This is a genomic window from Neisseria shayeganii 871, from assembly GCF_000226875.1.
GTDB lineage: Bacteria > Pseudomonadota > Gammaproteobacteria > Burkholderiales > Neisseriaceae > Eikenella > Eikenella shayeganii.
On the sequence record NZ_JH164926.1, the window covers coordinates 1,334,749 to 1,355,386 of the forward strand.

The 20,638-nt window shown below is 59.8% G+C and carries 19 protein-coding genes; 7 read left to right on the top strand and 12 right to left on the bottom strand.

From position 1 onward, the window contains the following. Window positions 1-79 precede the first annotated feature (79 nt). Together HMPREF9371_RS06165 and HMPREF9371_RS06170 are read left to right on the top strand one after the other, a co-directional pair. A complete protein-coding gene (locus tag HMPREF9371_RS06165) occupies window positions 80-697 on the top strand; it encodes a peroxiredoxin (protein ID WP_009119124.1) in 618 nt (205 codons plus the stop codon). Between the two features lie 145 nt (window positions 698-842). After that, window positions 843-1,499, top strand: coding sequence for an OmpA family protein (locus HMPREF9371_RS06170; RefSeq protein WP_009119126.1), 657 nt, complete (start codon window positions 843-845; stop codon window positions 1,497-1,499). A gap of 100 nt (window positions 1,500-1,599) precedes the next feature. Here the strand turns inward: HMPREF9371_RS06170 and HMPREF9371_RS06175 are convergent, their stop codons facing one another. From HMPREF9371_RS06175 to rseP, 12 genes are all read right to left on the bottom strand, one after another. Continuing rightward, window positions 1,600-2,838, bottom strand: coding sequence for a DUF3734 domain-containing protein (locus HMPREF9371_RS06175; RefSeq protein ID WP_009119127.1), 1,239 nt, complete (start codon window positions 2,836-2,838; stop codon window positions 1,600-1,602). Window positions 2,839-3,023: 185 nt separating this feature from the next. Continuing rightward, the gene (locus HMPREF9371_RS06180; RefSeq protein WP_040660275.1) at window positions 3,024-3,824 is read right to left on the bottom strand and encodes a 3-hydroxybutyrate dehydrogenase; all 801 of its coding nucleotides are present in this window, start codon (window positions 3,822-3,824) and stop codon (window positions 3,024-3,026) included. Window positions 3,825-4,477: 653 nt separating this feature from the next. Beyond that, the gene (locus tag HMPREF9371_RS06185; protein ID WP_009119129.1) at window positions 4,478-5,350 is read right to left on the bottom strand and encodes a prephenate dehydrogenase; all 873 of its coding nucleotides are present in this window, start codon (window positions 5,348-5,350) and stop codon (window positions 4,478-4,480) included. Between the two features lie 53 nt (window positions 5,351-5,403). Then, the gene (locus tag HMPREF9371_RS06190) at window positions 5,404-6,195 is read right to left on the bottom strand and encodes a 3'-5' exonuclease (RefSeq protein ID WP_009119130.1); all 792 of its coding nucleotides are present in this window, start codon (window positions 6,193-6,195) and stop codon (window positions 5,404-5,406) included. Window positions 6,196-6,311: 116 nt separating this feature from the next. Then, window positions 6,312-7,196, bottom strand: a complete 885-nt coding sequence (locus HMPREF9371_RS06195; protein ID WP_009119131.1) for an alpha/beta fold hydrolase — start codon at window positions 7,194-7,196, stop codon at window positions 6,312-6,314. Between the two features lie 57 nt (window positions 7,197-7,253). Then, a complete protein-coding gene (locus HMPREF9371_RS06200; protein ID WP_009119132.1) occupies window positions 7,254-7,631 on the bottom strand; it encodes a DUF4870 family protein in 378 nt (125 codons plus the stop codon). A gap of 97 nt (window positions 7,632-7,728) precedes the next feature. Next, entirely contained in the window at window positions 7,729-8,505 is a 777-nt protein-coding gene (lpxA, locus tag HMPREF9371_RS06205) for an acyl-ACP--UDP-N-acetylglucosamine O-acyltransferase (RefSeq protein ID WP_009119133.1), read from the bottom strand. Window positions 8,506-8,614: 109 nt separating this feature from the next. Beyond that, window positions 8,615-9,070 (bottom strand): 3-hydroxyacyl-ACP dehydratase FabZ, encoded by a 456-nt coding sequence (gene fabZ, locus HMPREF9371_RS06210; RefSeq protein ID WP_009119134.1) that lies wholly within the window; start codon window positions 9,068-9,070, stop codon window positions 8,615-8,617. Then, window positions 9,071-10,102 (bottom strand): UDP-3-O-(3-hydroxymyristoyl)glucosamine N-acyltransferase, encoded by a 1,032-nt coding sequence (lpxD, locus tag HMPREF9371_RS06215; RefSeq protein WP_009119135.1) that lies wholly within the window; start codon window positions 10,100-10,102, stop codon window positions 9,071-9,073. 14 nt (window positions 10,103-10,116) lie between these two features. Continuing rightward, the gene (locus HMPREF9371_RS06220; RefSeq protein ID WP_009119136.1) at window positions 10,117-10,620 is read right to left on the bottom strand and encodes an OmpH/Skp family outer membrane protein; all 504 of its coding nucleotides are present in this window, start codon (window positions 10,618-10,620) and stop codon (window positions 10,117-10,119) included. 19 nt (window positions 10,621-10,639) lie between these two features. Continuing rightward, on the bottom strand, window positions 10,640-13,039 hold the full coding sequence (gene bamA, locus HMPREF9371_RS06225) for an outer membrane protein assembly factor BamA (protein WP_009119137.1): 2,400 nt from the start codon (window positions 13,037-13,039) through the stop codon (window positions 10,640-10,642). 2 nt (window positions 13,040-13,041) lie between these two features. Next, window positions 13,042-14,385 (bottom strand): RIP metalloprotease RseP, encoded by a 1,344-nt coding sequence (gene rseP, locus HMPREF9371_RS06230; RefSeq protein WP_182123169.1) that lies wholly within the window; start codon window positions 14,383-14,385, stop codon window positions 13,042-13,044. 291 nt (window positions 14,386-14,676) lie between these two features. Here rseP and HMPREF9371_RS06235 point away from each other — a divergent pair, with 291 nt between their 5' ends. From HMPREF9371_RS06235 to HMPREF9371_RS06255, 5 genes are all read left to right on the top strand, one after another. Continuing rightward, the gene (locus HMPREF9371_RS06235; protein WP_050797939.1) at window positions 14,677-17,385 is read left to right on the top strand and encodes an FG-GAP-like repeat-containing protein; all 2,709 of its coding nucleotides are present in this window, start codon (window positions 14,677-14,679) and stop codon (window positions 17,383-17,385) included. 111 nt (window positions 17,386-17,496) lie between these two features. Then, a complete protein-coding gene (gene minC / locus HMPREF9371_RS06240; RefSeq protein WP_040660280.1) occupies window positions 17,497-18,207 on the top strand; it encodes a septum site-determining protein MinC in 711 nt (236 codons plus the stop codon). Between the two features lie 213 nt (window positions 18,208-18,420). Continuing rightward, window positions 18,421-19,233: a septum site-determining protein MinD gene (minD, locus tag HMPREF9371_RS06245; protein WP_009119141.1), complete on the top strand. Its 813-nt coding sequence runs from the start codon at window positions 18,421-18,423 to the stop codon at window positions 19,231-19,233. Window positions 19,234-19,237: 4 nt separating this feature from the next. Continuing rightward, window positions 19,238-19,516: a cell division topological specificity factor MinE gene (minE, locus tag HMPREF9371_RS06250; protein WP_009119142.1), complete on the top strand. Its 279-nt coding sequence runs from the start codon at window positions 19,238-19,240 to the stop codon at window positions 19,514-19,516. Further along, window positions 19,513-20,442, top strand: a complete 930-nt coding sequence (locus tag HMPREF9371_RS06255; RefSeq protein WP_009119143.1) for a hydrogen peroxide-inducible genes activator — start codon at window positions 19,513-19,515, stop codon at window positions 20,440-20,442. Before minE ends, HMPREF9371_RS06255 begins: the two co-directional genes overlap by 4 nt. Window positions 20,443-20,638 lie beyond the last annotated feature (196 nt).

Genomic DNA, 20,638 nt, shown 5'->3' on the forward strand with positions numbered 1-20,638 from the left:
AAATTGAAGCCGCACTCGGCAGCCTGGGTCAGGCGGCTGCCGTTTTAAGCGTTTTCCCATTACCGTTCAGGAGTCCACTATGGCCGTATTGGTCAACAAACCCGCCCCCTTCTTTCACGGCGAGCGCAAAACATTCTGCGCCGTTTTGGGCAACGGCAGCATGAGCGAAGACTTCAGCTTTGCCGAAGCGGCCCAAGGCAAATATGCCGTGGTTTTTTTCTATCCGCTCGATTTTACCTTTGTCTGCCCTTCCGAAATCATTGCTTTCGACAACCGGCTGGCGGAATTCCAAAAGCGCCATGTGGAAGTGATCGCCGTGTCCATCGACAGCCACTTTACCCATGCCGCTTGGCGCAACACGCCGGTTGAGCAGGGCGGCATCGGCCAAGTGGGTTTTACCATGGTGGGCGACATCACGCATGAAATCGCACGCGCCTACGATGTGGAAAGCGACGAAGGCGTGGCTTTGCGCGGCTCCTTCCTGATCGACAAAAACGGCGTGGTGCAGCACCAAGTGGTGAACAACCTGCCTCTGGGCCGCAATGTGGACGACATGCTGCGCATGGTGGATGCCCTGCAGTTCCATGAACAACACGGCGAAGTGTGTCCGGCCGGCTGGCAAAAAGGGGACAAAGGCATGAAGGCCGACGCCGAGGGCGTGGCCGCCTATTTGGCCGAAGCGGCCGGCAAACTGTAGGATTGGGTAAAAAACATCGGCCGCAGCGTAAAAGCTGCGGCTTTTTGACGTTTTTGGCGCTGCCGGCGCAATCAGCCTGCTATAGTGAAAGCGTTTTCCCACCGGCCGGCACTTCGGCCAAACCATAATAAAGAAAGGAAGCGCCATGCAACTGAGCAAATCTTTACTGACCCTGACCACGGCAGCCGCCCTGGCCCTGAGTGGCTGCGTGACCGACCCGGTTACCGGCCAGCAAACCATTTCCAAAACCGCGCTCTACGGCTTGGGCGGCGCAGCGGCCTGCGGCGCCGTCGGCGCGATTACCCACGGCGGCAAAGGCGCCCGCAATGCGGCCTTGGGCTGCGGCTTGGTGGGCGCGGGTGTCGGCGCGTATATGGATGTTCAGGAAAAACGCCTGCGTGACGAGCTGGCCAACACGCCGGTGGAAGTGGAGCGCCAAGGCGACCAAATCAAGCTGACCATGCCCAGCGGCGTGACCTTCGCCACCAACAGCGCCGCCCTGAGCGGTGATGCCGTCCAATCGCTGAACACCGTGGCCGGCGTGTTGTCGCAATATCCGGAAACCACGATTACCGTGGCCGGCCACACCGACAATACCGGCGGCGACCACATCAACAACCCGCTCTCGCAACAGCGTGCGCAATCGGTGGCCAATTATCTGCACAGCCGCGGCGTGGCGGCCAACCGCATCAGCACCGTGGGCTACGGCTCACGCTCGCCGATTGCCAGCAACGCCACCGAAGCCGGCCGTGCGCAAAACCGCCGCGTAGAAATTCTGATCAATCCGGCACCGGCCCGCTGATCTTGTCCGTCTGCCGCCCGGCAAACGCCAAAGGCTACCTGAAAAACTTTTCAGGTAGCCTTTATTTAATTCCGGTTTTGAGAAAACCGGCCACTCAGGCTCAACGCCCTTTTTGCGACATCTGGCGCCGTTTGTCGTGGATATCGTGGGTAACGAAAATTTCGTCGTCCGGCGGCAGTTCGAACCAGTCGGTATGGCGGAAAGTTTGCGCGATGTCGTGCAGGCCGCTGTCCCAATGGTCGTGCATGGTATTGCTGCTGAATTCGTAATCTTTGTGTCCGCGCTCGTAGCTTTTCTTGCGGTAAATTAAGTGGATAACATTTTTGACGCCCACGTCGGCCAGCGCTTCGGCTTCGGCAATCGCCCGCCGCGCGGCTTGGTTTTTTTTGTCCGGAATCATGGCCAACAGCTCTTTGATCAGACGGTTGTAACGCAGGCGCTGGCCCATCACGTCGGTAATCATGCGGGTTTTGCTGGAATACTGGATGTCTTTGATCCGCTCGTCGATGGCTTTCATGTTGTCGGGCAGATTGCCGCGCGCATCCCATAAGTCCACTTGGAAAATCAGCTGCTTGAGCGATTCTTCATGCTCGAGAATATCGTTGAGCGGGGTGTTGGACACCATGCCGCCGTCCCAATAAAACTCGCCATCTATTTCTACTGCGGGAAAGCCGGGCGGCAGCGCGCCGGAGGCGATGAAGTGCTCGTAACGCAGTTCTTCGTTTTCGTTGCAGAACACGGCGTAGTTGCCGCTGCGCACGTTCACCGCGCTCACAGAAACCCGCATCACGTCGGGGCGGTTGACCAAATCCAAATCGCAGAAACGTTCCAGCGTGCGGTAGAGCTGGTCGGTGGTGTAATGGCTGAGGTGGTTGGGCGTGGTATTAAAAGGAATCTGGTAGCGCGGTTTGAAGAAGCCGCGCTGCCCCTCCAGCATGGTCTGGAAGGCCTCGGTACTGCTTTCCAAAGTGCGTAACTGCTGTTTGAGGAAGGAATTTTCAAACACATGGGGAAAGGCGTGGGCCACACCGGGAATCTGCTCCCACCAGCCGATGTGGCTGAGCATGTATTTATAAGGATTGAAGGCGTCACTGGTGTAGTTGCGGCGGGTGATGGTTTCCCAAAAGCCGCGCAGGGCTTCGATCCGCTTTTCCGGCGGGTTGCCGGCGATCACGGCCGTGTTGAGGGCGCCGATGGAAATGCCGGAAATGCTGTTGATGCGGATGCCGTTGTTGTGGATCCCTTCGTAAATCCCGGCCTGATAGGCGCCGAGTGCGCCGCCGCCCTGCAACAGCAGAGTGATGCGGTCGTAAGGCTTGACGGCTTCTTGCAAAGACATGCTGATTCCTTTCTGATGGCTGTTAAAGGCTACCTGAAACCACTGCCGTTTCAGGTAGCCTGTTTTATCGTTATTGAAAAGTAAGAACGAGACGGCGTTGGCTGCGCCTTGCCGTACTCTCTGCGGCTGGCCGCCTTGCCTCCTTCTTATTTTATTCGACTATATTTGTGGTTCACGGTCAGTATTTATTTCATGTGCCAACCGTGGCCGGCCAAGAAAGACTGGCCGGTAAAGACATTGGTGGGGAAGGCCGCCAAAAACAGGGCCAGCTGGGCAATATCCTGTGTGGTGGTGAATTCGCCGTCCACGGTTTGGCCGAGCATGATGTTTTTCACCACCTCTTCCTCGGTAATGCCTTTTTCTTTGGCCTGCTCGGGAATCTGTTTTTCCACCAAAGGCGTTTTCACAAAGCCGGGGCAAATCACGTGCGAGCGGACCTGATGCGCCGCGCCCTCTTTGGCCAACACGCGGCACAGGCCGAGCAGGCCGTGCTTGGCGGTGACATACGGGGCTTTATACAGGCTGGCTTCGTGCGAATGCACCGAACCCATATAAATGACCGTGCCGCTGTTTTGTGCATACATATGCTTCAGCGCGGCTTGGGTGGTGAGGAACGCGCCGTCCAGGTGAATGGCCAGCATTTTTTTCCAATCGGCCAAAGACAGCTTGTCGATGGGGTTGATGATTTGGATGCCGGCGTTGGACACCAGAATGTCCAAACGGCCGAACGCCTCCGCCAAACTGTCGGTGCCGGCCTGCACCGCGGCCTCGTCGGTCACGTCCATCGCCACGGCCATGGCGCGGCCGCCCTCGGCGCGAATTTCTTCGGCCGCCGCTTCGGCGGCAGCCGGATTGATGTCGGCAATGCCTACCGCCGCACCGGCACGGGCATAGGTTTGCGCAATATCCTTGCCCAAACCGCTGGCCGCACCGGTAACCAAGGCCACTTTACCGTTAAGATCTTGGGATAAAAATCCGTTTGCCATCTGGCTGCTCCTGAGTGTCTGTTCGCAAAGGCGGCTATTGTAGGCAAATCGTTGCAAATTGAACAGACAAAAAAATGCGCACATTTTGCAATGTGCGCCCAAGTCTACAAAGGAGAAATAGAGGAGAAACTGTCAAGTAATCATGCTGACCACCTAACGAAGTGAATTATAAGAAAGTGAAACGCAGAAAGCAAGCGCTTGGTCGATAATTTATCTTCCTTTACCAATTCATGCGCGACTCCGAACAAAATGGTGTGTTTTGTTTTCCTTATGCGCCACTTATGCGCTATCCCCCGGCCGCTCGGCACAGCCATGCCCCGCACAGAGAAAAGTCGGCAACAAAACGCCCGTCATCAGGAATTTTGCGCAAAAAAATGCGCACATTTTGCAATGTGCGCCCAAGTCTACAAAGGAGAAATAGAGGAGAAACTATTGAAACGGCATTGCTGTCGCTTCAATGGCTGGCATTTTACGCGTTCGCACCGAAAACGTCAAGCTTAAATTTCGATTTTTTGCACCAATCAGTAAAAAAGCAACACAGCTGCCGGATAATCCGCTTGCCCGCCTGTTTCTCTTGGCGGAATTTTCCAAATCGAATCCAATTGGCAATATTTATTTTCGAATCCGAATATTTAAGCCGATTACCGATCCGCTCAGCGGTTTTGCCAATCTTCCCGCGCCCGGCTGGCTACCCGAAAGAAATCCAATAAGGCAGCTCGGTTGCCGTCCCGCAGCCATTGCTGCAAGTCGGCCAACTCCTGCTGCTGGGCGCTCAGCAAAGCCAGCAGGCTGTCGCGGTTGGCCAGCGTGATGTCGGCCCAAACCGTGGGCGAGCTGGCCGCAATGCGGGTGAAATCGCGAAAACCCGAGCCGGCAAAATCCAGCCATTTGGCGCTGTCGGCGGCCGTCGCCACTTGATGCATATAGGAATAGGCCAGCAAATGCGGCAGATGGGAAACGGCGGCAAAAACAGCATCGTGCTCTTCGGCGCTCAGGCAACAGGTTTGCGCGCCCACCGCCTGCCACAGCGAAGCCACACGCGCCAAGGCGGCGGCATCTTGCCGATCGTGCGGACACAACACCAGTTTTTTGTCTTGAAACAGGCCGAACTGGGCCGCCAAGGCGCCGTGGCGGTCGGAACCGGCAATCGGGTGGGCGGCCACACAGCGGGGCAGGTGTTGCGGCAGGTGCTCGGCAAAAGCCGCCAAGGCAGACTGTTTGGTGCTGCCGACATCGCTGACCAGGCAGTGATCGGGCAGCAGCGGCGCCAATGTTCGGCACAAGGCCGGCAAACTCGCCACCGGCGTGGCCAACAACACCAAATCGGCGCCGGCCAGCACATCGGCCTGCAAGGCGGTGTGGGCGCTGTCCACCACGCCGCGCTCCAATGCCCGCGCCAAATTGTCGGCATCCAAATCGATGCCGGCCACTTCGCGCACCAAGCCTTTGCGCTTCAAATCGAGCACAAAAGAGCCGCCGATCAGACCGACGCCGATTAAAACGATGCGTTGCAGAGGGATCATCATGAAAGAAATGGAGAGGGAGGCCTGGGGCTACCTGAAAACGCTGCCGCCTGCCATCAATGCCACGCGGCCAGAAATTCCTGCCAATGCGCTTTGCCGGCCTGGGTTTTCAGGTAGCCTTTGAGGCGCTTGATTTCCACCTCATACTCGTCGGCATCCATCGCGCCGCTCATCAGGCGGAAACGCAGATACATTAAATAGGTGTTGGCGGCATCGGTTTCGCAGTAATCGCGGATGTCGCGCAGGCGGCCGGCATGGAAGGCTTCCCACACGCGGCTGCCGTCCATGCCCAGCTTGCCGGGAAAGCCGCACAATTTGGCCATGTCGTCCAAAGGCACGGCGGCGCGCGGCTGGTAGAGGGCGAGCAAGTCCATCAAATCGCAATGGCGGCTGTGGTAGCGGCTGATGTAGTTGTTCCATTTGAATTCGCGGCTGTCGCCGAAATCGCCCTCGCCCATGTCCCAATAGCGGGCGGCGGCAATGCCGTGAATCAGGGCGCGGTAGTGCAGCACGGGCAAATCGAAACCGCCGCCGTTCCAGCTCACCAGCTGGGGGGTGTATTTTTCGATCAGCTCGAAAAATTTGGCAATCACGGTTTCTTCGTCGTCGCCGATTTCGCCGATGGTGCCGATGTGGAGGTGGTCGCCTCCCCAGCGCATGCAGCAGGAAACGGCCACCACTTGGTGCAAATGGTGCGGCATGAAATCGCTGCCGTTGTGCGCACGGCGTTTCTGTTGGGCGAATGCCACTACCTCGGCCGCAGGCACGTCGGCCGGCAAATCCCACAGCAGGCGGATGCCGTTCACATCGGGGACGGTTTCGATATCGAAGGCAAGAATGGGCGTCATGATGCGGCTTTCGAAACAGACGGGGAACGGGCGGATTGTGGCACGGTTTGCGGCAACAGGCTACCTGAAAAGCCGGCGGATCAGCACCCAAGACGGCTAAGTGAGCCGTCGGCTTTTCAGGTAGCCTGTACCTGCCGCCAAAAACGGTCAGCGGCCTCGGCCAACTCCTGCGGCGCTTCCCATTGCAACATATGGCCGCTGTGGGGAATACGCACCCGTTCGGGGCGGCCGAAATCCTGATAACGCCGCTCCAGCTCTTCGCCCAGCATCTGCAGATAATGGTTGTGCGGCACCTGCCCGCCTTCCACCCACAAAACCGGCGCTTGAATGTTTTGCCAATGATGGCGCACTACGCTGAGGCGGTAGGGTTGGGGCTGCGGAATTTTGTGCTTGGCGTCGGCGCGGTACACCACGCGGCCGTCGGAGCGGCGGCGGGTGAGCGCATCGGCCAGAAAAGCGGCCTGCCGGGGGCTGATCAAGGGATTGCGTTTCTGCAACTTGGCCGCCACGCCTTCGACATCGGGCAACACAGGCCACTGCGGCAGCTCAGCAACGGCGGCGAGAAAAGCGCGGCTGCGGCGGTCGGATTCGGCCACGCTGCCGTTTTCTATGCCGAACCCTTCTACCACAATCAGGCTGCCCACCCGCTCCGGCACCGCGCCGGCATAATGGGCGGCCAGCATGCCGCCCATGCTGTGCCCCAACAGGTGCAAGGGCTGCTCCGGGCTGATGAGGCGGCCGAGGGCGTGCAGGTCGGCCATCATCAGGGCGCGGTCGTAATGGCCGTGGACTTGGTGTTCGGATAGGCCGAAGCCGCGCCAGTCGGGAGCATAAACATCATAGTCGTGCAGGCGGTCGGCCAAAAATTGGAAACCGGCGCCGCAATCCATCCAACCGTGCAACAGCACCACTTTCGGGCGGCCGGGCGCGGGCCAGCGGCGGATATGCAGCCGCAAGCCGTGCAGGGTGTGGAATTCGGAAACAGAAGCTCGTTCAATCATCGGGAAATCGCAGCAGCAGGCTACCTGAACCGGCAGCCCTCAATGTGAAGCGGCCGACTATACGGTCCAGCCGTCAGCATGGATGGCTTGGCGCTGATGCAGCCGGAGCAAGCCGGCAATCAGGCGGTAAACGTGCCAAATGGTCACCAACACCGCCAGCGGCCAGCCGATCAACACCAGCAGCAAAGGCAGGCAGATCAGGTAGCCCAGCAGGCTGAACCAAAATGTGCGGATCAGAAAATGCAGGTGGTCGAAATACGGCGTGCCGCGCAGCTCGTTGCGGCGCAGATAGGCCATGATCACGCCCACCAGCGTGCCGGTGCCGCCGCTGATGAGGCCGATGAAAAAGGCCGCATACGTGAGATAAACGTATTGGCGCACGCTGTCGTCTTCCCGCTTCAAGGGCACAGGCGAACGGAATTGGCTTGGGTTCATGGTTGGGCTCCACGGCAAGCGGCCGGAAACCTTCGTCAACGCTTCAGGTAGCCCGAAGGGTTTTCGAGGCTACCTGAAAACCTGGCAACGGAAGGGGTCAGCGGATGACGCCGCGGCTGGAGGCGGCGAAGAAATCTTTGAATACCGCCAGCTCGGGCGCGCTGTCGGCCCGCTGCACAATTTCGGCTTTGGCCTCTTCCAGGCTCAGGCCCTGGCGGTAGAGCAGTTTATACACTTCTTTCACGCGGGCAATCTGCTCGGCGGAAAAGCCGTTGCGGCGCATGCCTTCGCTGTTCAGCCCGGCCGGTTCGGCGCGGTAGCCCGAGGCCATCACATAGGGCGGCACGTCTTTGTGCACGCCGGCGGCAAAGGCGGTCATGGCATAGGGGCCGATGTGGCAGAACTGGAACACCAATGTGTAGCCGCCGAGCACCACATAGTCGCCGATGGTAACGTGTCCGGCCAGCGAGGCGTTGTTGGCGAAAATGGTGTGGCTGCCCACCACGCAGTCGTGCGCCAGATGGCAATAGGCCATGATCCAGTTGTCGTCGCCGACGCGGGTTTCGCCGATGCCGGTGACGGTGCCGAGATTGAAGGTGGTGAATTCGCGGATGGTGTTGCCGTTGCCGATGATCAGGCGGGTGGGTTCGTCGCGGTATTTTTTGTCTTGCGGGACGGCGCCGAGGCTGGCGAACTGGAAGATTTTGTTGTGCTCGCCAATAGTGGTGTGGCCTTCAATCACGGCGTGGGGGCCGATTTCGGTGCCGGCGCCGATTTGCACATGCGGGCCGATAACGGCGTAGGGCCCGACTTTGACGCTGGAATCGAGCTCGGCTTTGGCATCGACCACGGCGGTGGGGTGGATAAGGCTCATGACATTCTTTCCCGGCCCAAGCGCCGGTGCCGCACACACAGCTTGAAGGGCCGCACGGATGTGTTTTCAGGTAGCCTGACTCACGGCAGGCTACCTGAAAACGCTGGGTTTATTTTTCTACGGTGCGTTTGGCACACATGATTTCGGCTTCGGCGGCAATCTGGCCGTCCACTTTGGCCACGGCCTTGAATTTGCCGATGTCGCGTTTGTGGGTGATGACTTCCACTTCAAACACCAGCTGGTCGCCCGGCACCACTTGGCGCTTGAAGCGGGCGTTGTCGATGCCGACGAAAAAATAGATTTCGTCATCGTTGCGGCCGCCGCGGCTGAGAATGGCCAAGGTGCCGGCGGCCTGCGCCAGCGCTTCGATGATCAGCACACCGGGCATCACCGGAAAACCGGGGAAGTGGCCTTGGAAAAACGGCTCGTTGATGGTGACGTTTTTGATGGCGGTCAGGGTTTTTTCCGGCTCGTAGGCGGTGACGCGGTCGATCAGCAAGAAGGGATAACGGTGCGGCAGCAGTTGCTGCAGGGTGCGGATATCGATGGGCAGGTCGTATGCCATTTATTTTTCCTTTGCGGGTGTGTCCGCTGCGGCCTCCAAGGCTTTCACGCGGCGGTGCAATTCATTCAGGCGGCGCAAGTGCACGGCGTTGCGCACCCAGTCTTTATGGGTTTGCAGGGGGTAGGAGCTGGCGTAGTAATCCGGCCGCTCAATAGAAGCGCTGACCAAGGTGCCGCCGCCGATGAAGGTTTTGTCGGCCACGTCGATGTGGCCCACAAACATGGCGGCACCGCCGATTTGGCAATAGGCGCCGATGCGGGTGCTGCCGGCAATGCCCACACAGGCGGCAATGGCGGTGTGCGCGCCGATGCGCACATTGTGGGCGATTTGCACGAGATTGTCGATTCTAGCACCGTTCTCCACCACGGTGTCTTCCAAGGCGCCGCGGTCTATGGTGGTGTTGGCGCCGATTTCCACATCGTCGCCAATCAGCACGCCGCCGATTTGCGGGATTTTGTACCAGGCTTCTCCGGTCCAGGCATTGCCGAAGCCGTCGGCGCCGATGACGGCGCCGGCATGGATTTCCACCCGCTTGCCGATACCGCAGCCGGCATAAACGGTGACATTGGGGTGCAGCACCACACCGTCGCCCAACACGCAGTCCTCTTCCACCACACTGTTGGCGCCGATGCGGCAGCCTTCGCCCAACACCACATTGGGGCCGATGAACACATTCGCGCCGATTTCGCAGCTGGCCGGCACGCGGGCACTGGGCTCCACCACCGCGCTGGGGTGGACGCCCGGCCGAAGCGGCGGCACGGGATGAAACAGACGGGTGGTTTGGGCGAAATACAGATAGGGGTTGCGGCAGACAATCAGGTTGCGCCCGCCCAGCTCGGCAGCGGTTTGCTCGTCCACAATCAAAGCTTCGGCTCGGCTCTCTTGGGCGGCGGCCAAATGTTTGCTGCCGGCCACAAAGCTGATGTCGCCGTCGGCCGCCAAATGCAAGGGCGCGATCTGCGCCACGGCCACATCGCGCCCTTCAATACGGCCGCCGAGCGCGGCCGTGATGTCAGACAGTTGTTTCTGCATCTTTCAGGTAGCCTTTATTGGCGGTTGAGCTCGCGGATGACTTCGTCGGTAATGTCGAACTTGCTGTTCACATACACCGCATCGCGCAGAATGACGTCGTAGCCCCCGCGCTGCGCCAGCTGCTCAATCACCCGGTTGGCATTGTGCTGCAAAGCGGCAAACTCTTCATTGCGGCGCAGATTGTATTCTTCCGCCAGCTGGGCGGCCTGGCGCACCAGATTGCGGTCCAGCTCGATCAGGCGCTGTTCGGTGCGGCGGTATTCTTCCGCACTCAGCCGGCCGCTGTCCAAACGCGCCTGCAAAGACACGCCTTGGTCGCGCAGCTGCTGCAAAGCCTGCTGGCGGCTGCCGAACTCGTTTTGCAGCGTGGTTTGGATTTGCTGCGCCTGGGTGGACTGGCGATACACCCGCTCGGTATCGATAAAACCGAGTTTCTGCACCCCTTGCGCCAACGCAGAAGAAACCAGCAAAGGCAGCAACAGGGCGGCGGCCAAGCGGGTGGGAGTCAACTTCATCATGCCCGATTCCTCACAACAATTAGAAAGTGGTGCCCAACTGGAATTGGAAGCGTTGGACTTGGTCGCGGTCTTGACGTTTCAGCGGGAAAGCATAGCTGAACTTCATCGGACCCAAAGGTGAGAGCCAAGTCAGCGCCGCACCGGCGGAATAGCGCAGTTCGTTGCTGAAGGAGGATTTGTGTTCGCCTGTGTAGTAGCCGTTGCTGCCGTAGGGGTTGCTCACGTCATAGGCACGGTTGTTATACGTTTTACCGTCCCACACGCTGCCGGCATCGGCAAACAGGCTCAGACGCACCGAACGTTGGTCTTTGATGCCCGGCAGCGGAAACAGCAGCTCCGCCGAAGCAAAGGCTTTATAGGTGCCGCCGTAATTGACGGTGGATTGACCGCCATTGCCGCTCTCATAAACCTTGGGGCCCAAAGAGCCGCTCTCGTAACCGCGCACGGAGCCCAAGCCGCCGCCGTAGAAATTGTTGAAGAAGGGCAGATTGGGGGTACCGCCGTAGCTGCCGGCATAGCCCAACTCACCACTGAGCATGAGAGTGAAGTTTTTGCTGAGCGGGAAGAACCAGCGTTGGTCGTGGGTGAAAATATAGTATTGCAAATCGCCGCCGGGCAGACCCAAATCCGCATTCACGCTGGTGATGTAACCGCGGGTCGGCCACAGCGCGTCGTCGGTGGTGTTGCGGCCCCAGCCGACATTGCCTTTCAAAATCCAGTTTTTCTCGCCGTGGTCATTGATGAACTGGCGGTAGCGGTAGGGCTGGAATTTCGGATCGCCGTGCAGTTTTACCTGCAGGTGCTCCACGCCCAAGCCGAAATTGACGCGGTCATACTCGGTCACCGGCACGCCCATGCGCGCGCCGAAGCCGACACGGGTGGTTTCGTAATTATTGGAGCCGCTGCTGCTGCTCTCCGCTTTGTAGGGCATAAAACCGCGGTAATACACGTCGTAACCTAGGCTCACGCCGTCGGCGGTGAAGTAGGGGTCGGTAAACGACAGAGAGGCGGTGTTTTGGGTTTTACCGCGCGCCAAACGCAGGCTGACGGATTTGCCGGTGCCGAACAGATTGTCTTGCGACACGCCGGCCGAGAGCACCAAGCCGGTGTCCTGCACCCAGCCGGCGGCAATTTCAATCGAGCCGGTAGAGCGCTCTTTTACCGCCACATCCACATCCACCTGATCCGGGGTATTCTCGACCGGACGGGTTTCCATGGTCACTTCGTCAAAGTAGCCCAACAGCTGGATGCGCTCTTTGGAGCGGTTGATTTTGGCCGAATCGTAAGGCGCGGCTTCCAACTGGCGCATTTCGCGGCGGATCACTTCGTCGCGGGTTTTGTTGTTGCCGGTGATGTTGATCTGGTTCACATACACTTTACGGCCGGGATTCACCACCAACACGAAATCGACGGTTTGGTTGGCCGCGTCAGGCTGAGGAAGCACGGATACCTGATTGAGCGCATAACCGGCCTGACCCATACGGTCTTGGATGGCGCGCAGGCTGTCTACCATCAGTTCGCGGTTATACCACTTGCCGGTACGCATGGTGAGCAGGCCTTCCAACTCCTCTTTCGGCACCTCGCGGCTGTCGCCTTCGATGCGCACCTGACCCCAACGGTAGCGCGGGCCTTCGTGCACTTTCACCCACAGCGTTTGCTCGGTTTTGTCTTCGTTGAAGCGGACATCAGCATCCTCCACCCGGCCCTCGAAGTAGCCTTCGTTTTGATAAAACTCAGTGATGGATTGCAAATCCTGCCGGAATTTCTCATCGGAAAAACGGTCGTCTTTCGACAGCCAGCTCAACCAACCGTTTTCATCCAGCTGCATCTGGCGGCGCAGGGTGCGCGCGGAGAAGGCCTGGTTGCCTTCAAACTGGATTTCGCGGATGTGGGTGGTGTCGCCTTCGTCAATATTGATGGCGATGTCCACGCGGTTGCGCGACAGGCGGTTCACTTGCGGCGTGATTTTCACCGCATATTTGCCGTGGTTGGTGTATTCCTGCTGCAGCGCGGCCACTGCCTGGCTCAATACGGCCTGATTAAAGGGCTGGGATTGGCCCAAACCGAAAGTATCCAAATTCCTTTTGATGGCATCGCTGGGCAGAACCTTGCCGCCGGTAACGGTAACGCTGCTGATCACCGGGCGCTCCACCACCGTCAGCAAGACCTGATTGCCCAGGGTTTCCACCCGCACATCGTCAAACAGGCCGGTGGCATAAAGGTTTTTAATGATTTGCTCGCTGTCGCCGTCGGCAAAAGTGCCGCCGATTTGGATGGGCAGGAAACCGAACACGGTTGCCGGCTCGGTACGCTGCAGACCTTCGATGCGGATGTCCTGAATGGTAAACGGATCGGCCGCCAGCGCCCAAGACGACAGGCCGGCCGCAATCAAAGCGAAAGAGAGTTTGTTCAGTTTCATGGTTATCCAAATAAGCGGGTAATATCGTTGAAGAAAGCCACCAGCATCAGCATGAGCATCAGCGAGAGTCCGATGCGGATGCCCAGCATCTGCACGCGCTCGCTCACGGGCTTGCCCCGAATCCATTCGGCGGCATAATACATTAAATGACCGCCGTCTAAAACAGGTATCGGCAGCAAGTTCAAAATCCCCAGGCTGATGCTGATGACCGCCAGAAACTCCAGATAGGCCGGCAAACCGGCATCGGCGGTTTTGCCGGCATAGTCGGCAATGGTCAGCGGGCCGGAAATGTGGCTGATGGAAGCCTGGCCGGTGAGCAGGCGGGCGAACAGCTTGCCGGTCAGCACCGTATAACTGTAGAGCCGCTCGGTACCCAGCAGAAAGGCTTGGCCGACCGAAGGCCGGTAATGACGGGTATTTTGCTCGGCCCAGGCTTGGTTGCTCCGGCCGCTGAAACCCGCAAAGCCGTAGCTTTTGCCGCTGCCGTCGGGCTTGGCGTCCGGCCGCAGAAAGGTTTGCCGGGCTTGGCCGTTGCGCACGTAGTCCACGCTCAGCCGGTCTTGCGGGTGGGCGCGCACAATGGCGGTTACATCCTGCCAGGTGGCGGTGGGCTCGCCGTTGACCGCTACGATGGTATCGCCTTTTTGCAAACTGGCGCGCGCGGCTGGCGAATCGGGCGCCACCGTCTCCAGCGTGTTCTCCACCTTAAACGGCACCAAGCCGAAATAGCCGCCGCGCTTGGCCGCTTGCGCCGCCTGCGGGGTGTCGGCCACATCAATCGAACGCTCGGCGGCGCGGCCGTCGGCATCGCTGACGGCTACCTGAACGCGGCCGGCTTCCAAATTGATGATGATTTCGGCTTGGGCGTCGCCCCAATTGGCAACGGCTTTGCCATTGACACTGTGGATGGTGTCGCCGGCTTGGAAACCGGCCTGCTCGGCAATCGAACCGCGCTCCACCGTGCCCACCACCGGACGGATTTCTTTCACGCCGAAGGTGCTGAAAGTCAGCGTATAGAGCAACACGGCCAAGGCCAGATTGGTGAGCGGGCCGGCGGCCACCACGGCGATGCGTTTGGCCGGGTGCTGCTTGTCGAACGCATAAGGGAGATCGGCCTCGGCCACATTGCCTTCGCGGGTGTCCACCATTTTTACATAGCCGCCCAGCGGAATCGGCGCCAAACACCATTCGATGCCGCGCCAGCGTTTCTTCAAAAACGGTTTGCCGAAGCCCACGGAAAAACGCAGCACCTTGATGCCGCACCAACGCGCCACCAGCAAGTGCCCCAGCTCGTGCAGGCTCACCAAAATCACAATCGCCAGCAAAAACGAGCCGACAGTATGCAGCAAAGACATGACTTCCTTAATCATCTCAATGAAACGGCATCAGGCTACCTGAAAGCCGCATCTTGCCGTTTTCAGGTAGCCTAAACCGTGCCGTTCCCGGTTATCGAAACGGCGGCCGGGCTTGAGCGTCCAAACCCTGCCCGGCCGGCACAAGGGGCGGATTGTATAGTATTTTCCGCAAGATGAAAAAGCGGGCTGCTGCCGAGCAAAGGCAAACCGCCACCCTTTAAGCCGGGCGGAAAACAGGGGATAATCCGCCTGTCTTGAATATTGCTCCGCTTCATGCCGACCATGCCGCCACTCGAACGCCTCCCCACCCGACACGACCCGCGCTGGGCGGTTTTTGCCCTGCTCACCACTTTTGTGATTTGCGGCATGACGCTGTGGGGCTTTAACCGCAGCCCGCTTCAGGTAGCCTTTATCGTGTCGCTGTGCGTGCTCTTGGATATGGGCCTGCATTATCTGTTGCGCCGCAAAACCCTGCTCGTGCCCTTAAGTGCCGCCATCACCGGCATGGGTTTGTCCATCCTCACCAATTTCGCCCACGGCCTGTGGTTGGCGGCCATCCCGCCGTTTTTCGCCATCGCCTCCAAATATGTGTGCACCGTCAACGGCCGCCATGTGTATAACCCCGGCCTGTTCGGCGTCATCGCCGCGCTCACCCTCAGCCAGGGCATGATCACCCCCGCTCCGGCCTACCAATGGGGCGGCTCGGGCGTGACTGCGTTTTTCGTGGTGACCGCCGCTCTGATGCTGTTTGCCCTCAATATCCGCCGCAGCGCGCTGATTGTGTCGTTTTTGGTGTTTTATGCCATCCAGCTGGCCTTGCGCGCCTGGGTGCTGCAACACCATCTGCCGCCGGAAACCCTGTTTTTGGGTGCCTTCTCCTCGCCGGCGTTCTATCTGTTTACCTTTTTCATGATCACCGATCCGCCCACCTCGCCCAACTCGCGCCGCGGCCAGGTGGGCATGGCTCTGTTTATCGTGGTGGTGGATTTGCTGCTGCACCGCATTCAGAGTTTTTCCACCCTGTTTTACGCCGCCTTTGCCTATTTCACCCTGCGCTGGGCCTGGCTGTGGTGGCGGCAGGGGCAAACGCCGTGGCGCACGGTGCTGCGCCAACAAGGGCGCGCGCTGGCGGTGATCGCCGCCCTCGGCCTGGGCGGCTGGGGGGTGTATCGTGCCAATCATGCTTTCGGCGATGCCGATGCAGCCGGCTTCCACCTCACCGAAATCCCCGCCGCCGTCAGCGGCCTAGTCGGCGAGCCGGGCGACATCTGGCAGCGCACCGACCCGCGCATGCACCATGTGGCCAAATGGCTGTTGTCGGTTGGCGATGCCGCTGCGGTGGCCGATGTCGATCTCGACGGCCTGCCCGACGTCTTTCTCACCCAACCCCTCAAAAGCGAGGCCGACCGCGCCCAGCTGTGGCTCAACCGCGGCGGTTTCCGCTTCGAGCGTTTCGATTTGCCCATGCTCGACGCACAGCGCAGGCTACCTGAACAGCACGGCCTGATTGCCGCCGCCACCTGGTTTGACATGGACAACGACGGCGATGCCGATTTGCTGTTGGGCACCGGTTTCGGCCCGGGCCGTTTGTTGCGCAACGATCTGATCGAAACCGGCCGCCTCGGCTTTAGCGACACCAGCCGCGAAGCCGGGTTGGACGCCTACCAAATCAGCGTCTCCACCAATGTGCTCGACGCCGACCAAGACGGCCGGCTGGACGTCATCGTTACCAACATCATGCAGCGCCACCTGCCCGACTATAACCGCCCCGTGCGCTACTCCATCTTCCGGCTACCTGAAGCCGAATACGAGGGCGACCGGCGCATGTTCAACGTGATGCACCGCTCCTGGCACAATGCCGACAACGCCGACGAAAACTGGCTCTACCGCAACCTCGGCCAAGGCCGCTTTGCCGCCGTGCCCGCCGCCGACAGCGGCTTTGGCGGCCGCCGCTGGACCATGGCCACCGCCACCGGCGACCTCAACGACGACGGCTGGCCGGATATTTATTTCGCCAACGACTTCGGCCCCGACCAACTCTATATCAACCGCCAAGGCCGTGGCTTCAGCCCCGTGCAGGGCCGGCTCGCCGGCAGCATCGGCCGCGACACCTACAAAGGCATGAACGCCACCTTCGGCGACCTCGACGACAACGGCCGACCCGACATCCACGTTTCCAATGTGCACCACAAACTGCAGGCCGAAGGCAGTCTCTTATGGATGAACCACAGCCAAGCCGGCGAACACAGCCCCGACATGCTGCGCGACGAAGCCGGCCGCCGAAATGCCCTCAACGAGCGCCGCTTCGGCTGGGGTGCCGCCTTCGTCGATCTCAACCGCGACGGTCGCTTAGACATGCTGCAGGCCAACGGCATGGCCGACAACGCCTACGACCCCGGCGAAACGCCCTGCCCCGATTACTGGTATTGGAACGCCCAAATCGCCCTCACCGGCCCCGAGGTGCACGGCTATGCCGACCGCTGGGCCGACGTGCGCGGCCGCTGCATCTTCGGCCACGAAGCCAACCGCGTGTATCTCAACCGCGGCGATTATTTTGTCGATGTGGCCGAACAAGTGGGCTGGACGCAAAAAGGCACTTCGCGCGGCATGATTACCGCCGACTTCGACAACGACGGCGATGCCGATGTATTGGTGACCCACATGACCGCCCCGCCCAGCCTCTACCGCAACGACAGCCAGGCCGCCGGCTGGCTGGGGCTGGAATTGGTGGGCGACGGCCGCCGCTGCAACCGTGACGCACTGGGCAGCAAGGTGCAGTTACTGCCGCAAGCCGGCCTGACGGCGCAACACCGCGAGGTGTACGCCAACAACGGCTTTGCCGCGCAAAACGACCGCCGCATCCTGTTCGGCCTCGGCAAGGCGGCGGTGGCGGAAGTGCAGCTCGACATCCGCTGGTGCGGCCGCGACGACCTGCGCCAAAGCGTGCGCCTCGCGCCGGGCCGCTATCACCGCATAGTGCAGCAGCCTTAATGCGGCACGGCAGCAGCAGGCTACCTGAACATCCGCCCTTTTCAGGTAGCCGATTGATGCGCTGTGGATAAAACGGTAAACTCCGCCCGTTTAACACCCGTCTGCCGCCTGATGAAACCCGCTTTCGACATCAAATCCGCCCGCCTCGACGCCCTGGCGGTGCAACTGAACAGCCCCGATCCGGCGGCCGTCCGCCAGACCTTGGAAGAGCGGGCGGTGCAATACCGCGCGTTTGCCGATATGCCGCTGCTGTTGGATGTTCAGGCGCTGGACGACCCCGATACTTTTGACTTGGGCAGCATTCTCGATCTTTTCGCCCGCTACGGCCTGCGCTTGGGCACCCTGCGCCACGCCGACGAACAATGGCTGCCGGTGGCCCAGGCCTATCATCTGGCGTTTTGCGGCCCTTCGCGCAACGAAGAAAAAAGCATTCCCCTGCCCGAAGCGCCGCCCGCTGCGACCGCCCCGCCGCCCGTAGTCGGGGCGCGCAAAACCTTGGTGGTGGAACGCCCCATCCGCACCGGCCAGCAGGTGTATGCCGAAAATGCCGATTTGATTGTGCTGGGCATGGTCAGCGAAGGCGCGGAAGTGATTGCCGACGGCCATATCCACGTTTACGCCCCGCTGCGCGGCCGCGCCCTGGCCGGCGCCGACGGCGACCAAAACGCCCGTATTTTCGTGCAGTCCATGCAGGCCGAACTGGTGTCGGTGGCCGGCATTTACCGCACCTTCGATCAAGACCTGCCTGCCCATCTGCACCGCAAAGCCGTGCAGGTTTATCTGCAGGAAGGCCGTTTGGTAGTAGCCGCCCTCGGAGACTGACAGCCCGAGACCTTTGCCCCCATCTGCAGAGCATTTCCGCGTTGTGCGTTTACGCCTAGAGTGCGCTTGCTTGCTCGCTTGCCTATCTGTCTGATAGGCCTGTGCTCGCTGCGCTGCTACGCCTGGAACGGCATCCACATCTGAAGGTTTTGCAAAGGCCTGAGTCCGAAAGGCTACCTGAAACCCCATTCACCAACACAAAAGGAATTTATTGTGGCAAAAATCATCGTAGTCACCTCCGGCAAAGGCGGTGTAGGCAAAACCACCACCAGCGCCAGCATTGCCAGCGGCTTGGCACTGCGCGGCCACAAAACCGCCGTGATCGACTTCGACGTCGGCCTGCGCAACCTCGACCTGATCATGGGCTGCGAACGCCGCGTGGTGTACGACTTGGTCAACGTAATCCAAAACGAAGCCTCGCTCAACCAGGCGCTGATCAAAGACAAACACTGCGACCAGCTCTACATCCTGCCTGCCTCGCAAACCCGCGACAAAGACGCCCTCAACCGCGAAGGCGTAGGGCGCGTGCTGCAGGAGCTCACCGAAAAAATGGGCTTCGAATACGTGATTTGCGATTCGCCCGCCGGCATAGAAACCGGCGCGCTGATGGCGCTCTATTTCGCCGACGAAGCCATCGTCACCACCAATCCCGAAGTTTCCAGCGTGCGCGACTCCGACCGCATCTTGGGCATTTTGCAGAGCAAAAGCCGCAAAGCCGAGCAAGGCGAAACCGTTAAAGAACACTTGCTGATTACCCGCTACAACCCCGAGCGCGTGGAAAAAGGCGAAATGCTTTCGGTAGATGACATCACCGACATTCTGCGCATTCCGCTGTTGGGCGTGATTCCCGAATCGCAAAGCGTGCTGCAGGCTTCCAACGCCGGCTCGCCGGTGATCCACCAAAACGATGCCGACGCCGCCAACGCCTATCAAGACGTGGTGGCCCGCCTATTGGGCGAAAACCGTCCAATGCGCTTTTTGGAAGCCGAGAAAAAAGGCTTCCTGAAACGCCTGTTCGGAGGATAAGGCCATGTCTCTGATCGATATGCTGTTCGGCAAAAAACAGAAGTCGGCCCAAGTCGCGCGCGACCGCCTGCAAATCATCATCGCACAGGAGCGCGTGAAAGAGCAGGCGCCCGACTACCTGCCTACCCTGCAGAAAGAACTGCTGGAAGTGCTGTCCAAATACGTCAACGTCTCACTGGATGACATCCGCATTTCGCAAGAAAAACAAGACGGCGTGGACGTTTTGGAGCTCAACATCATTCTGCCGGACGCGCAACGCAAAGCCGAGGCCGACCGAACATGACCCTGACCGAGTTACGCTACATCGTAGCCGTGGCGCAGGAGCGCCACTTTGGCCGGGCGGCCCAACGCTGCTTCGTGAGCCAGCCCACGCTCTCCATTGCCATCAAAAAACTGGAGGAAGAGCTGGCCGTTTCCCTATTCGACCGCAGCAGCAGCGAAGTGAAAACCACCGAGGCAGGCGAGCGCATCGTGGCACAAGCCCACCGTGTCTTGGAAGAGGCCGACCGCATCAAGCATATGGCGGCCATCGAACAAAACGAGTTGAGCGGCGCCTTCAAACTCGGCTTGATTTTTACCGTTGCCCCCTATCTGCTGCCGCGCCTGATTCTGTCGCTGCGCCAGCTGGCACCCGGCATGCCGCTGATGCTGGAGGAGCACTACACCCAAGCCTTAACCGACCGCCTCAAAAAAGGCGACTTGGACGCCCTGGTGGTGGCTGCCCCCTATCACGAACCGGGCATTGTGACCTCGCCCTTGTATGACGAGCCTTTTTTCGTGATCGTGCCCAAGGGCCATGAGTTTGAGGAGTTGGACGCCGTATCCGCCGATGCTTTGGCCAGCCAACAGGTTTTGCTGCTGAACGAAGGCAACTGCCTGCGCGACCAAATCATGGAAAGCTGCTCCGAACTCGCTTCGCGCCAACGGATACCCGGTTTGGCGAATACCGTGCAAGGCAGCTCCATCAACACCATCCGCCACATGGTGGCCAGCGGCTTGGGCATCAGCGTGCTGCCCTCCAGTGCATTGACCGACAACGACCACCTGTTGTTCTCCATCGTGCCTTTCGAGCCGCCGGTGCCGCAGCGCCGCATCGTGCTGGCCAGCCGCCGCAATTTCGTGCGCCCGAAAGCACTGGCGGCCATCAGGCAGGCCGTACTGCAATCGCAGCTGGCCGGGGTACGCTTTATTCATGAAGATGCGGCCTGACGGCATTATTTTCAGGTAGCCTGAGACCTTTGCAAAACCGCCATCTGCGGCGCATTTCTGCATTGTGCGTTTATGCCCTATGGGTACTGCTCGCTCGCTTGCCTATCTAGAGATATGTCTGTCCCACGGGGAGTCCTAGCGTTCACGCTCGCTGCGCTGCTACGCCTTGAACTGCATCTACATCTGGCGGTTTTGC

Excerpts from the sequence above, each read along its gene's own strand:
- HMPREF9371_RS06220 (WP_009119136.1), bottom strand. The coding sequence starts at position 10,620 with ATGATGAAGTTGACTCCCACCCGCTTGGCCGCCGCCCTGTTGCTGCCT.
- HMPREF9371_RS06195 (WP_009119131.1), bottom strand. The coding sequence starts at position 7,196 with ATGATTGAACGAGCTTCTGTTTCCGAATTCCACACCCTGCACGGCTTG.
- minE (WP_009119142.1), top strand. The coding sequence starts at position 19,238 with ATGTCTCTGATCGATATGCTGTTCGGCAAAAAACAGAAGTCGGCCCAA.
- bamA (WP_009119137.1), bottom strand. The coding sequence starts at position 13,039 with ATGAAACTGAACAAACTCTCTTTCGCTTTGATTGCGGCCGGCCTGTCG.
- HMPREF9371_RS06185 (WP_009119129.1), bottom strand. The coding sequence starts at position 5,350 with ATGATGATCCCTCTGCAACGCATCGTTTTAATCGGCGTCGGTCTGATC.
- HMPREF9371_RS06175 (WP_009119127.1), bottom strand. The coding sequence starts at position 2,838 with ATGTCTTTGCAAGAAGCCGTCAAGCCTTACGACCGCATCACTCTGCTG.
- HMPREF9371_RS06190 (WP_009119130.1), bottom strand. The coding sequence starts at position 6,195 with ATGACGCCCATTCTTGCCTTCGATATCGAAACCGTCCCCGATGTGAAC.
- lpxD (WP_009119135.1), bottom strand. The coding sequence starts at position 10,102 with ATGCAGAAACAACTGTCTGACATCACGGCCGCGCTCGGCGGCCGTATT.
- HMPREF9371_RS06165 (WP_009119124.1), top strand. The coding sequence starts at position 80 with ATGGCCGTATTGGTCAACAAACCCGCCCCCTTCTTTCACGGCGAGCGC.
- HMPREF9371_RS06255 (WP_009119143.1), top strand. The coding sequence starts at position 19,513 with ATGACCCTGACCGAGTTACGCTACATCGTAGCCGTGGCGCAGGAGCGC.
- HMPREF9371_RS06200 (WP_009119132.1), bottom strand. The coding sequence starts at position 7,631 with ATGAACCCAAGCCAATTCCGTTCGCCTGTGCCCTTGAAGCGGGAAGAC.
- minC (WP_040660280.1), top strand. The coding sequence starts at position 17,497 with ATGAAACCCGCTTTCGACATCAAATCCGCCCGCCTCGACGCCCTGGCG.
- lpxA (WP_009119133.1), bottom strand. The coding sequence starts at position 8,505 with ATGAGCCTTATCCACCCCACCGCCGTGGTCGATGCCAAAGCCGAGCTC.
- HMPREF9371_RS06180 (WP_040660275.1), bottom strand. The coding sequence starts at position 3,824 with ATGGCAAACGGATTTTTATCCCAAGATCTTAACGGTAAAGTGGCCTTG.
- HMPREF9371_RS06170 (WP_009119126.1), top strand. The coding sequence starts at position 843 with ATGCAACTGAGCAAATCTTTACTGACCCTGACCACGGCAGCCGCCCTG.
- fabZ (WP_009119134.1), bottom strand. The coding sequence starts at position 9,070 with ATGGCATACGACCTGCCCATCGATATCCGCACCCTGCAGCAACTGCTG.
- HMPREF9371_RS06235 (WP_050797939.1), top strand. The coding sequence starts at position 14,677 with ATGCCGCCACTCGAACGCCTCCCCACCCGACACGACCCGCGCTGGGCG.